We start from the raw sequence: 12,747 nt of genomic DNA on the forward strand, positions 1-12,747 counted from the left end.
CTTTGTCTTGCAAGCTTGAGTTAAAGTCGTCCTAATTTATCTTTAATAGCGTCTTCTGCTATAATTGTAGGGAACTGAGGAGGTAGCAGAATGGCATTTAATCCTAAAAACTTTGATTTTTCACTGGCAGACGATTTACTCAACCAGGCCGGCGATACTATTAATGAAATGGAAAAAATTGAAATTCTCGTCGTTGGAAAAACTGGTGTGGGTAAAAGTACTTTAATTAATAATATCTTTCGAGAAGAACTGGCTAAAACGGGCGTAGGAAAACCCATCACCCAACATATTCAAAAGCTTAGTAAAGAAGACATGCCCATTAATTTATATGATAGTCGGGGACTAGAGCTTTCAAAAGAAGTACAAAAGCAAATTAAAGAAGAAATTAATGCTTTACAAACTGATCTCACTAAAGAGGGCAGTCATTTACACGCAGCTTATTACTGTATCAATGCGAATTCTCAACGGATTGAAGAAATGGAAATTGACTTAATTGAGCAGCTCGCTGACCATATGCCAGTTATTGTCGTTTTGACCCAATCAATTGGTGAAGCAGGTGATACCATGAAGGCTTATATTGAAAGTCTTAATTTACCTATCCAGGGTGTCATTCCAGTCATGGCAGCCGATTACAGAATTAATGACCAAGTCACTATTGAAGCTTTCGGCTTGGAAGACTTACTTAATTTAACTTTCTTAGTTATTCCAGAAAACGTTCATCCCGCTTTTACCAATGCTCAACGGATTGATATTAAACGGAAGGCCAAGGCTGCTCGCCGTTGGGCAAAAAAGTCAGTAGCCATGACTTTTGGAGTCGGTTTTTCCCCGATTCCTTTCTCTGACGCAACTTTGCTCGTGCCAATTCAAATTACTATGCTAGCTAGGATAACAGCTATTTTCGGCATCTCTATGCAAAGTAAGCAAGTCATTAGTATTCTAGGGGCAGTGATCGGGACTGGTGGGGCGACTTATATCGGGCGAACCATTGCCTCAAACTTGGTGAAGTTTATTCCAGGTTTAGGATCTGCATTAGGGGGTCTGATCTCAGGATCGACTGCTGCTATGGTGACGACTGCTTTAGCGATGTCCTATATTGAAGTATTAACCATTATTGCAGAATCGGAGGCTAAGGGTGAAGAAATTTCGCTTGAAAGTCTTAATAAATTAATGAAAACGCACTTTAGAAAACGCCTAAGACGCGGGAAGAAAGATAAAGACTTTCAAGATGTCGAAGACATGAAAGATTAATCGTCATGTGAAGAGCGTGAGACTAGTTTTTATCGATTGACTAGACATGTTAAAAGAATAAAAGAGGAAAACCAGGAGGATGAGCCAAAAGCTCCATCCTCCTGGTTTAATATTACCTATTATTTTTTTCGTGAACGAACAAAGGAATAGAGCAGGTAAAGCCCCAGGACTACTCCCATGACAAAGAATAGTAGGGCGATATTGCCGGCATAGTGGCTATTGTTTTGGGAAACGATAAAGCCGGATGAGATGATTATTGCTGACAAAATGAGGGCTGTAACAATTCGGTTAATGATCTGATTAAGTTCTTTAGTTAACTCTTTAACTTCTCGCATGGAGATATTTATTGTCGTACGGCCCTTAATGAATTCAGAGAGAGCCTGGTTGGCTTGCTGGGGGAGAGAAATACCCGACCGCAATAAACGAGTGGATTCGCGGAGCAAGTGATCCTTGTTGAATAAATGACTCTGCTCTAATAAGGAGTGATGGAAGGTAAAATCCATAAAAATAGACATAAAATCAAATTCAGGATTCAAGGATTCACAGATGCCTTCTAGGATAATCACGGTTTTACTTAATTGGACGAACTTAGTGGGAAAAGTTAACTTATATTTTAAGGCAGTTTTCATGACTTCTTGAAAAATTTCTCCCATATCAATCGCTTCCAGGCCAGTGGTGAGGTAACGCTCAAATAACCACTGAACGTCCTTATACAGACTATACTGGTCAGTGATCCGAGGTCCCTTACAGATGATCTGTAGGAGGCGGACTAATTCATCAATATCCTTAAAAGCGAGGGCCTCTAATAAATTAATTAATAATTTTTGATCGGAGGAGGAGAGTGTCCCCATCATTCCTAGGTCAATAAAATAAATTTTTTCCTGACTAATAAGAATATTGCCGGGGTGAGGGTCGGCATGGTAAAAACCATCCTCAAATACCTGGTAAAGAAAAGAATAGACCAGCTTTTCGGCGATATTATTCAAGTCATAGCCCATTTGTTTTAACTTTGAGACATTACCAATAGAAACCCCCGCAATATAGTCCATAACCAATACTTTGTGGGTGGTTAAATCACCATAATAGTTGGGAAGGCCAATTAAGGAACGCTTGTCATGGTTGCTTTGAAAACGTCGCATATTATTTGCTTCATTTAAGAAATCCATCTCTAAAAGACTCTGCTGGCGAATTTCCCGGAGAATAGCCACTGGATTGGAGATAATATTGGTGAAAATAGTAGGGATTTTATTGATAACGTGAATGAATAAATCAATATCGGAGATTAATTGCTCTTTGATTTGGGGACGTTGGATTTTAACCACGACCTCTTGACCAGTCTGTAATTGGGCCCGGTGGATTTGGGCAATCGATCCAGTAGCTAGGGCTTCTTTAGCAAAACTTGCGAAGCATTGGTCAGGAGCTTCTCCTAATTCTTCTCTAATAATTAGTTCGGCTTCTTGGTAAGAAAAGGGAGGGGCAGAGTGTTGTAGCTTTTGCAATTCTAAGATGTAAGGTTCTGAGAGGAGGTCGTTTCGAGTGGAGAGTATTTGACCAATTTTAATGAAGGAAGGCCCCAAGGCTTCAAAAGCCTGTCTTAAATTTTTAGCACTTTCCTGGACATCCAATTTTTTAAAACTGCGCTGGTAAACTTCTCCAAAACCAAAGTTAGCTAAAACTTGAATGATTTCACTTAAGCGATGTGTTCTATTTGCCATGCGATCACTTCCTAGAAAAATGGGGTTAAATAATTACTCGGCCCAGTCTTGTTCTAGTAAAAGTAAAAAGTCTCAATGAGCTGATTAACTCTTGACTGACGTCTAAGCCAAATATTTATCCTTGAATTCTGATTAATCAGTTATATTCTATGGCGATTCAGCCTTATGAAAAAACGCTTACCCTTAGATAAGCGTTCAGAAAACATTTTTCTTAGATCTCATTTAATTTTTCTGATAACTGATTCACTTGGTCAGATAAATTATCAACTTGTACTTGCAAGGATTCGATTTGTTCTGAAAGAGATTGTTTTTGAGTTCGGTCGGTAAAGCTACGTTTTAAGTCTTCAGTCAGTTCTTTACCTTCTTGGACGGTTATTTGTCCCTTATCAATGGCTTGTTTGATCATTTCTTGAGCTTTTTCTATGGTTAGGCTAGTTCCACCAACAGCAGCTAAAAATAATTTTTTTAGATTATCCATAATTACATTGCCCCTTTTAATTAGTCATCAACAAAAGTAAATAATAATTTTTCTTCTTCTTCATCGTAGTCAACTTCTAGAGAGTGATCATTGTAAAACCAAGCATCATCTTCTTCAGCAAAGAAGGTTATGCCATCGATTGTTTCACTTACCAGGATTTTTTGTGGTTGACTGACTTGAACCATTACCGACACACCTTCATGAATGTTGGTTTTTCCATAGACTTTACTGGTGAAACGGACAGCATCCCCGGAACCTAAATCCATATCTTCTTTGAAAAACTTTAATGCCTGATCACTAATTCGAATTTGCATATTTTCACTCCCCTGTATCTTTAAACTAGCTCCATTATAGATGAAAAGAGAATACTTGACTAGTCAAAGGCTTGGGGGTCAAAATGCCTGAGTTTATTAGAGCTTTTCTTATTTTATTATTTATTTATAGGACAGTTAAATGCTATAATGGAAGTCGATATATTCTAAATGTTCAAGTACAATTTTGTGAAGAAGGGGTTCAATGGCAGCGTCTTATCAAAAAGATATTATTATCAGTCAGGATCAATGTGATCAAGAAGGTCGTATTCAAATTAAGAGCCTCATTGCTCTCTTTTTAGCCCTCTCTGCTGACCACGATCAAGCCCTCAAGCAGGCCGGACTTTGGTCGTTGGACTCGCGTTATATCTGGGTAATCGTTGAAAATCACTTAAGTATTAACCGTCTAGCAGAATGTAATGAAACTGTCACTGTGACTACAGAGTTGACAGGGGCTAACGCCTTCTTTGTAAAAAGAAGCTTTAGCTTAGTTGATCAAGAAAGAGCCCTTTTAGCCAAGTGTACCATGGTATATACTTTGATTGATTTTGTCAGTCGTCAAATCGAGCGGGTTGATACGCACTCTTTAGATGCCAAACTAGGGATTGATGTTAGCAAGCGCATTCGTTTGAATAAAATTAAATTTTCACCAACAGAAGATGCCGATTTGCTAAGTGAATTCTTGGTTGATCATCAAGCGATTGATCAGAATAAGCATGTTAACAATTTAGTTTATTTGGATTGGATATTTAGGCAAGTGGGTCAAGAATTTATAGAGAGCTGGCAGGTGAAAGATTTGATCATCAGCTATAAACACGAGCTCTATGAAGGGGATCGTGGCTGGTTAAAATCAGAAATCAACCAAGCAGGCGATAAGCAGTTATTGACCAAGCATAAGATTGTATCCTTTGATGATAATATTCATGCAAGTGTTGAAATATCTTGGAATAGAAAAGACTAGTAAGGGGTTTAGGGAATGGCTTTCAATAATATGTATCATATTATTGATCGTGACGATTGGCATGCTTATCGTGACGAAATTACATCTGATATTAATGTGAAATTAACCGAGAAGCAATTAGAGGCCTTGCTGGCTTTTAATGATCATCTGACTTTAGAAGATGCTAATGATATTTATCAGCCTCTCACACAATTAATTAGTATATACTTTAAAAATTATCAAAGATTGATTAGTGAACGCAATCAATTTTTAGGAATCAATGATAAAATACCACCTTTTATTATTGGCATATCGGGAAGTGTTGCCGTTGGTAAAAGTACTACGGCGCGTCTATTGCAACTCTTTTTATCGCAATTTTTTCCCTATTTAGATGTTGAATTAATTACTACCGATGGTTTTTTATATCCTAATGAGCAATTAGAACATTGGGATTTAATGCACCGTAAGGGCTTCCCGGAAAGCTATGATATGCATGAATTAAAGAAGTTTTTCATGGCTGTCAAGAGCAATAAGCAGCGCCTCAAGGTGCCTTTGTACTCTCACGAAAGTTATGACCGACTTAATGCCTACCGGGAAATTAAATCGCCCCATATTTTAATTGTTGAGGGGATCAATGTCTTACAATTTGTCGGGTCAGACCAGTTTTTTATTGGTGAATATGCTGATCTGTCTATTTATGTTGATGCCGATACTGAATTAATTGAAAAATGGTATATGGAACGTTTTATTTTACTTCGTGAAAATGCCTTGAAAGACCCCGATCACTATAACCAACGATATAGTAAGATGTCATTAGACGATGCTTTACGTTCAGCTAAACGGACTTGGGAAAACATTAATTTAGTTAATTTGGAAGACTATATTTTACCCACTCGAGATCGGGCAGACATAGTTATTCACAAAATAGAAAATCACTATATTGATTCAATTAGAATGCGACGCTATTAGGAGAAATGAAAAATGAATTTTGAAAAGAATTGGATAAAAGTTTTTAGTGGAATAGCCATTCTTTTGGCGGTCCTTTGGATAATGAATAATTTAAATATTATCAGTAATTTTATGGGCCAGATTCAAAATGTAATTAGTCCATTCTTAGTTGGGGCAGCAATTGCCTTTATTCTATCGATTCCGGTAAATTATATTGAAAAATACTTAAAAAGAATCGATTATTTTAAAAGGCATCGGAAAACCTTGCGTGGTTTAGCCATTGTTCTTTCCTTGATTCTTATCGTCTTATTGATATACTTTTTAATTTTCTTAGTCTTACCTGATTTTGAAGATACGATCACTTCATTCATTTCCATCGTGCCTACAACCATTAGTCAAGTCATCTCGAAGGTCATGCGTTTTATTGACCGTCATCCTGAATTAGTGACTTATATCCAACAATTGGATATCAATTTAAATAATTTAGCCCAAAGAGCCATCGCCTTCGTGCAATCCTTAGCTACCAATTTGCTTTCACAAACCTTTACCATCGGTATTGGCCTGGTGAATAGTCTGTTTAACTTATTTATTTCTTTGGTTTTTGGGATTACTGTGGTTTCGGCCAAGGAAACTTTAACCAGACAGGTAAAGAAAGTCATCTATGCCATTTGTAATTTACCTTGGGCAAATTACTTAGTCAATGTGGGAAAGTTAGCCAATGATGTTTTCACTAATTTTGTTAGTGGCCAGGTTCTTGAAGCTTTTATACTCGGAATTATGGTTTATATTGGCATGTTAATTTGTCATTTTCCTTATGCTTTAACTATTTCAGTGATAATGGGGGCTTCGGGTTTGATTCCTATTTTTGGAGCAATCTTCGGAGCAGTTGCTGGGGCCTTGCTAATCGTTGTGACTAGTCCGACCAAAGCGATCTTATTTATCATTTTTATAACTGTTGTGCAACAACTGGAAGGGAATATTATTTATCCTCGTGTTGTTGGGGGAAGCGTTGGTTTACCTGGCTTATGGACCCTAGTCGCTGTGACTGTCGGCGGTGCCTTCTTTGGCTTACCAGGAATGTTACTCAGTGTCCCTACGGTATCGGTAATCTACCAACTCACAGCAGCTACCATTAATCATCGACTCGATCTGAAAGAGTTAGATATCGAAACCTGGAGCGCAGAAATCGATCCTAAATAAGAGCAAAAGGCTGGAACAAAACTTCCAGCCTTTTTCTTATACAATATTTTAATGGTTTTTAGTGAAGCTAGCAGCAAGAAAACTTATAGTCATCGTTATTAAAAAATGAATTCGCTAATAGCCCATGTGAATTTCTGCGGCACTTTCTTGGTTAAATTGGCTATTGTAAAGATCCGCATAGAAACCGTCTTTAGCCATGAGACTATCATGGTTACCGTGTTCGATAATATCACCATTTTTCATGACTAGTATGATGTCGGCATTACGGATGGTTGATAGACGGTGGGCAATGACGAAGCTGGTCCGGTTCTCCATGATACGGTCCATTGCAGATTGAATTAATTGCTCTAAGCGAGTATCAACCGAGGAAGTTGCCTCATCGAGAATGAGAATATCAGGATCAGATACGATCGCTCGGGCGATGGTCATGAGTTGTTTTTGACCTAGAGAAACATTACTTCCTTCTTCGTTAATTTCCATATCATAGCCCCCAGGTAGGGTACGAATAAAATGATCAACATTGGCTATCTTAGCAGCATCAATCACTTCATAATCACTGGCTTCTAGATCACCAAGGCGAATATTTTCACGGATAGTATCTGTATAGAGCCAAGCATCCTGTAAGACCATCCCAATATGGCTTCTCAAATCATGTCGGCTGATATCTTTGATATTAATGCCATCAATCTTAATGGACCCGTCCAGGACATCGTAGAAGCGCATGAGCAGGTTAATCAGGGTGGTTTTACCTGCTCCAGTTGGGCCAACAATGGCAACTGTTTGACCAGGTTCTACGGTAAAGGAGACATCGTGCATTAAGATATTATCCTCATCATAGGCAAATTTCACATGGTCAAAGCTAACTTGTCCTTTAATTGTTAGAGGAAGATGTTCAGTCACTGGTTTTTGGTAGACCTCTTCTTCGCCAAGGAAGGTGAAGATTCGCTGACTGGCTGCTACAGCACTTTGAATCACTCCGATGAGTTGGGTGATAGTTTGGATGGGTTGGTTAATTTGCCAGACATATTGAACAAAGGCTTGTAAGTTACCAATGGTTAATTGTTGGATAAAGACGAAATAAGCACCGAGACCAGTGATTACAATATAGGCTAAATTAGAAATAAAGCTTAAAATGGGTTGGAGAATTTCAGCTAGGAATGCGGCTTTAAAGCCAACTTCTTGCAGATTTTGATTACGTTTTTCAAATTCATCAACCGACTCATTTTCTTTGTTATAGACTTTTATTTCGGTGTAGCCGGATAATTGCTCTTGGGTATAGCCAAAGAGGTGTCCCAAAGCATCTGCTTGTTTTTTAAAGATTGGTTGGGAGTAATTCAAAATAGATTTTGCACTCAAGTAAGTAATAGGCATAGAGATGACACTAACTAAGGCCAGCTTCCAATGCAATATAAACATACTGATTAAGGCAAAACTAATTTGTAAAACGCCGGTTAATAGGGGAAGAACTGATTGCTGGAGGGCATTGGATAAGGTATCCACATCGTTAGTCATTCGGCTAAGAATATCTCCCGTTTGATTTTTATCGAAATAGGAAACTGGTAGGCGATTTGCTTTATGACTAATGGCATTACGCAAATCATAAATCGAATGTTGCACGACATCAGTTAACCAGTATTGACTGAGGTAAAAAGAACCATGGTAGAAGATCCCTCGTAGAAAGTAAAGGGCCATGATCTTTAATAAGTAGTCATAGTTAATGCCAGCTCCTGGCACATTATTCATGATGGCTAATATATTTTTAGAGATTTCAGTAATTGCTAAGCCTAGGACAATCGGTTCAAGGACATTTGATAGACATAGAACGATTGTACAAATAACACTTAAACTGAACTTAAAGCGGTAGGGAGAAATAAAGTGCCAGAGACTCTTCATTAATTGACGATTATTCTCCATATTCTAATTCCTCCTTGGTAAGTTGTGACGAAGCAATTTCATAATATAGCGGAGATGACTTTAATAGTTCCTTGTGGGTGCCTTTTGCGGCGATTTGCCCATGGTCTAAAACGATAATTTGATCAGCATTGATGATGGTACCGACTCGTTGGGCAATAATAATTGTTGTCGCGTCTTTCGTTTCTTCCTTAAGCGCTTGGCGTACAGCAGCGTCAGTTTTATAATCCAGCGCGGAAAAACTATCATCAAATATATATATTTCCCGGTCCCCAATAATTGAACGGGCAATGGATAGGCGTTGGCGCTGGCCACCTGATAAATTAGTGCCGCCTTCGGTCAATTCGGTGTGGTAACGAGTCGCTAGCCGATTGATAAATTCACTAGCCTGTGCGATCGAAGTCGCGTGGTCCATGTCTTCCTCGTCCGCATCAAACTTACCATAGCGAAGGTTGGTGGCAATTTGACCAGAGAAGAGATTGGCCTTTTGAGGGGTATAACCAATTTTTGAACGTAATACTTGCAAGTCTAAGTCGCGGATATCGATACCATCGAGCTTAATTTCACCACTGGAGACATCGTAAAAACGGGGGATTAACTTTACAATAGTTGATTTCCCTGAACCCGTAGAACCGATAAAGGCGATGGTTTCACCAGCCTTTGAAGAAAAACTAATATCTCTTAGAACTGGTTCGTCTGCATCAGGATAGGCAAAATCGACATGGTTAAATTCTAAGCGTCCACTACCATCAGTCTCCATAATCGGATTTTCAGGGTGAGGGACGGTTATTGGTGTATGCATGACTTCATCGAGCCGCCCTGCTGAAACAACTGCTCGTGGATACATCATGAAAATATTAGCAAAAATGGTTAAGGAGAAGAGGGCTAGCCATACGTACTCAATAAAGGCGACTAAGGTCCCTACTTGAACACTCCCCCTAGCGGCAAAACCGGCACCAAACCAGACGATTAATATGATAGTAATATTCATGATTAAAGAAAAGAGAGAGGGCGTAATGGCCATGGTTTTAAACAGACGACTAGAGTATTGCCGGTAAGTATGGTTGACTTCTTCAAAACGTTCTTCGAAAAATTGTTCCCGGTTAAAGGCACGAACGACTCGAGTACCAGTAATATTTTCTCTGAGAATCCGGTTAATACTATCTAAGGTTTTTTGTTGGGCACGGGAAATCGGTAAGGTTAACCAGGCAATAATGATAATCATGGCTACTATCATAGGAGCCACGGGAAAAACATACAAACCTAATTCGGGCGAAGTCCGTGTGATCATATAAATACTAATAATGATCATCACTGGTGCAGTTGCCAAGGTCCTAAGCGTCATTTGAGTAAACTGCATGAGGATAAAAGCATCGGAAGTCATCCGGTTGGTTAAAGAGGGTACCCCGTAATCTTGAAACTCGTGATGAGAAAGCTTAAGCATTTTTTTAAATAAATCATTACGCAAATTCATTGTCATCATCGTTGACAACTTACTAATAAAATAAGAACCAAAAATCTGTCCAGCAATCCCTAAACAAGAAATAAAGAGCATAATTGCTAGGAAAAAGTAAAGGTTGGATAAGTCACCTGGTATTAATGCGTTATCAATAATCATTGCTAACATGGTCGGTAAACCCAGGTTAACCACTGAAAACATCAACATACCCAGGAAGATAAATATTAACTCTTTCTTAAAGGGTTTGATATAAGACCAAATATATTTCATAAAAACTCCCCTCAATAGATAAATCATTTACCATCATCAAAGACGATAGAAAAATTAGACAATAATTGTTTTCACACTAAATATATAATAAAAAAAGAAACATTGATAGCCCCATTTATTTGCCTCTCAGTATAGGATTATGCCTAACTTGGAGGTCTTTTTATTGTAATCAACTCAAGGAGCCGGCGAACATATTTGATCGAGCGGGAGTGTATCAGATTTGATCGAAAGATAGATTATCATTTTTAACTTAAAACTATTGATTTTTAGGTCGTCCCTAACTAATATTAAGTCAATAAAAAATATAACTTACAAAAAATTAGTTAAACTTCAGTTTTATTTATTTGAGGAATTGGAGTTTTACTAGTAAGGAGGAAAACAAAATGAGTAAGAAGGAATTAGTAAAAACAGTCTTTGATGGCCATCAAGCTGAGCGAACACCGGTTGGTTTCTGGCACCACTTTGTAGAAGATGTTTACCATGCTAATGCGTTGAAAGATGATCAAATCAAACCAGCTAATTTAGCTGGCCACCAACAATTTCTTAAGGACATTGAGCCTGACTATATAAAGATAATGACTGATGGTTATTTTCAATATCCTAATGAAAAGTTACAAAAAGCTGAGCATTTATCGGAAGTTGGAGAAATTGAACCGCTAGCAAATGATGATCCTTGGATTCAAGAACAAATTCAGTTTGCCAAGGAGGTCGAAGCCCTACACAATAACCAATTGTATAGTTTTTATAATATTTTCGGTCCATTAACTACCTTCAAAATCTTATATGATGACCAAGATGAACGTGTCAGCCGGTTCTATCAGGAAGATCCTGAACTTTTCGCAAAAATTTTAAAAGTCATTGCGGGAGATATTCAAAAGGTCATTGAAGGAATCTTATCAGAGACTACCGTTGACGGGATCTATTACTCTACTCAAGATTTACAAACCGATGATTTTACTGACCAAGACTTTATTGAACTGGTTAAGCCATTGGATACTGCTTTATTAAATCGTGCTAAAGAACTTAAACCTCACCATATCCTCCATGTTTGTGGTTACTTAGGCGCCCATAACCGATTAGAAAAATTTGCTGACTATCCAGCCAGTGCGGTTAATTGGGCAACTGGGCCGGAAAAATTATCGATTGAAGACGGCAAGAAGATCTTTAAAGATAAGGTTGTTGTGGGTGGTTTCCAAAATACAGCAGATGACCTCATCTACAAGGGAACAGAGGAAGAAATTAAGGCTTATACCAAGCAATTAATTAAAGAAGCTGGTGATACACCTTATGTGATTGGCGCAGATTGTACCATTCCAGCAGATACACCAAGAGAACATTTTGAATGGGTTCGCCAAGCAAGTATAGAGGAGGCAGCTGAAAATGAAAAATAAAAAATTATTTATCGGTATTTTAGTGGCGGTAGTCGTTGTATTAGCCAGCTTCTTAATCAGAAACCGAAGTAATGAACCAAGTAAAGAAAATGCACGCAATGTGAAGGTTGCTTTTTGGCAAAATTATTATCCCTATAATTTCGTGAATGATAAGGGCGAAGCCGATGGTTATGAGGTTGCCGTTTTTAGAGAAGTTGAAAAGAAGTTGCCTCAGTACCACTTTGACTTTGTCCCAACATCTAATGAAGACTTACTCATTGGCTTAGAGTCAGGTAAGTATGACGCAGGGATTAAAGGATGCTGGTATACCGATGAGCGGGCTAAGAAGTTTATTATTCCGAAAAACTATCATGGGGCCAGTGTGATTGGGCTGACCATTCGTTCTGAAGATAAGGATAAATATAAAAACATCGATGATTTCGCTAAGGCTAAGGGGAGATTAGTTCCTATTTCGCCACAAAACGGTCAATATGATGTGATTCAAGATTATAATAAAAAGAATCCTGATCATCCTATTGATTTGGTTCCTGCTGATCAATTTGACTTATCCGATGCCTATGGTTGGGTGCTTGAAGGACGTTATGATGCTTACTTCTCTATTGACCTATCCTATAAAAAGTCTGTAGAAGATGAAGATGGTCCTTACCATGATAAAGCTGATCAATTGACCTACGTGACTTATAAAGGGATTCCAATCTATCCATTATTTGAACGGACTGATGAAAATGAACAATTAGTCAAAGATTATGATCAAGCGATTAAAGAACTCCGTGAAGATGGTACATTAGAAAAATTATCCCAACAATACTTAAATAAAAATGTATTTGATTATATTAAAGATTAAAATGGCAATCTGATGTAAGACGAGGATGTGTT

General features: G+C 38.1%; 11 protein-coding genes. 6 read left to right on the forward strand and 5 right to left on the reverse strand.

Features of this window, described 5'->3' with window-relative positions:
* Positions 1 to 90: 90 nt before the first annotated feature.
* Positions 91 to 1,248 (forward strand): YcjF family protein, encoded by a 1,158-nt coding sequence (locus tag DBT50_RS04055; RefSeq protein ID WP_111853347.1) that lies wholly within the window; start codon positions 91 to 93, stop codon positions 1,246 to 1,248.
* 119 nt (positions 1,249 to 1,367) lie between these two features.
* On the opposite strand, the gene DBT50_RS04060 is transcribed toward DBT50_RS04055, so the two are convergent.
* The 3 genes from DBT50_RS04060 to DBT50_RS04070 form a co-directional block, all read right to left on the reverse strand.
* Positions 1,368 to 2,963: an ABC1 kinase family protein gene (locus DBT50_RS04060; RefSeq protein ID WP_111853348.1), complete on the reverse strand. Its 1,596-nt coding sequence runs from the start codon at positions 2,961 to 2,963 to the stop codon at positions 1,368 to 1,370.
* Between the two features lie 211 nt (positions 2,964 to 3,174).
* Positions 3,175 to 3,441 (reverse strand): hypothetical protein, encoded by a 267-nt coding sequence (locus tag DBT50_RS04065; RefSeq protein WP_111853349.1) that lies wholly within the window; start codon positions 3,439 to 3,441, stop codon positions 3,175 to 3,177.
* 20 nt (positions 3,442 to 3,461) lie between these two features.
* Positions 3,462 to 3,755, reverse strand: a complete 294-nt coding sequence (locus tag DBT50_RS04070; protein ID WP_111818648.1) for a HesB/YadR/YfhF family protein — start codon at positions 3,753 to 3,755, stop codon at positions 3,462 to 3,464.
* 202 nt (positions 3,756 to 3,957) lie between these two features.
* Here DBT50_RS04070 and DBT50_RS04075 point away from each other — a divergent pair, with 202 nt between their 5' ends.
* From DBT50_RS04075 to DBT50_RS04085, 3 genes are read left to right on the forward strand one after another with little or no spacing between them, the layout of a single operon-like run.
* A complete protein-coding gene (locus DBT50_RS04075; protein WP_111853350.1) occupies positions 3,958 to 4,713 on the forward strand; it encodes an acyl-[acyl-carrier-protein] thioesterase in 756 nt (251 codons plus the stop codon).
* A gap of 15 nt (positions 4,714 to 4,728) precedes the next feature.
* Positions 4,729 to 5,661: a type I pantothenate kinase gene (gene coaA, locus DBT50_RS04080; RefSeq protein WP_111853351.1), complete on the forward strand. Its 933-nt coding sequence runs from the start codon at positions 4,729 to 4,731 to the stop codon at positions 5,659 to 5,661.
* Positions 5,662 to 5,673: 12 nt separating this feature from the next.
* Entirely contained in the window at positions 5,674 to 6,840 is a 1,167-nt protein-coding gene (locus DBT50_RS04085; protein WP_111852608.1) for an AI-2E family transporter, read from the forward strand.
* A gap of 114 nt (positions 6,841 to 6,954) precedes the next feature.
* On the opposite strand, the gene DBT50_RS04090 is transcribed toward DBT50_RS04085, so the two are convergent.
* Positions 6,955 to 8,754, reverse strand: a complete 1,800-nt coding sequence (locus DBT50_RS04090; protein WP_111853352.1) for an ABC transporter ATP-binding protein — start codon at positions 8,752 to 8,754, stop codon at positions 6,955 to 6,957.
* A complete protein-coding gene (locus DBT50_RS04095; RefSeq protein ID WP_111853353.1) occupies positions 8,744 to 10,480 on the reverse strand; it encodes an ABC transporter ATP-binding protein in 1,737 nt (578 codons plus the stop codon). Before DBT50_RS04095 ends, DBT50_RS04090 begins: the two co-directional genes overlap by 11 nt.
* Positions 10,481 to 10,863: 383 nt before the next feature.
* On the opposite strand from DBT50_RS04095, the gene DBT50_RS04100 reads away from it, so the two are divergent.
* Positions 10,864 to 11,871, forward strand: a complete 1,008-nt coding sequence (locus DBT50_RS04100; protein WP_070558060.1) for a uroporphyrinogen decarboxylase family protein — start codon at positions 10,864 to 10,866, stop codon at positions 11,869 to 11,871.
* Entirely contained in the window at positions 11,861 to 12,715 is an 855-nt protein-coding gene (locus DBT50_RS04105) for a transporter substrate-binding domain-containing protein (protein ID WP_064293130.1), read from the forward strand. Before DBT50_RS04100 ends, DBT50_RS04105 begins: the two co-directional genes overlap by 11 nt.
* The last annotated feature ends 32 nt before the right edge of the window (positions 12,716 to 12,747 follow it).

It is taken from the genome of Aerococcus tenax, from assembly GCF_003286645.3.
In the GTDB taxonomy this organism is placed as follows: domain Bacteria; phylum Bacillota; class Bacilli; order Lactobacillales; family Aerococcaceae; genus Aerococcus; species Aerococcus tenax.

Excerpts from the sequence above, each read along its gene's own strand:
- DBT50_RS04055 (WP_111853347.1), top strand. The coding sequence starts at position 91 with ATGGCATTTAATCCTAAAAACTTTGATTTTTCACTGGCAGACGATTTA.
- DBT50_RS04060 (WP_111853348.1), bottom strand. The coding sequence starts at position 2,963 with ATGGCAAATAGAACACATCGCTTAAGTGAAATCATTCAAGTTTTAGCT.
- DBT50_RS04065 (WP_111853349.1), bottom strand. The coding sequence starts at position 3,441 with ATGGATAATCTAAAAAAATTATTTTTAGCTGCTGTTGGTGGAACTAGC.
- DBT50_RS04070 (WP_111818648.1), bottom strand. The coding sequence starts at position 3,755 with ATGCAAATTCGAATTAGTGATCAGGCATTAAAGTTTTTCAAAGAAGAT.
- DBT50_RS04075 (WP_111853350.1), top strand. The coding sequence starts at position 3,958 with ATGGCAGCGTCTTATCAAAAAGATATTATTATCAGTCAGGATCAATGT.
- coaA (WP_111853351.1), top strand. The coding sequence starts at position 4,729 with ATGGCTTTCAATAATATGTATCATATTATTGATCGTGACGATTGGCAT.
- DBT50_RS04085 (WP_111852608.1), top strand. The coding sequence starts at position 5,674 with ATGAATTTTGAAAAGAATTGGATAAAAGTTTTTAGTGGAATAGCCATT.
- DBT50_RS04090 (WP_111853352.1), bottom strand. The coding sequence starts at position 8,754 with ATGGAGAATAATCGTCAATTAATGAAGAGTCTCTGGCACTTTATTTCT.
- DBT50_RS04095 (WP_111853353.1), bottom strand. The coding sequence starts at position 10,480 with ATGAAATATATTTGGTCTTATATCAAACCCTTTAAGAAAGAGTTAATA.
- DBT50_RS04100 (WP_070558060.1), top strand. The coding sequence starts at position 10,864 with ATGAGTAAGAAGGAATTAGTAAAAACAGTCTTTGATGGCCATCAAGCT.
- DBT50_RS04105 (WP_064293130.1), top strand. The coding sequence starts at position 11,861 with ATGAAAAATAAAAAATTATTTATCGGTATTTTAGTGGCGGTAGTCGTT.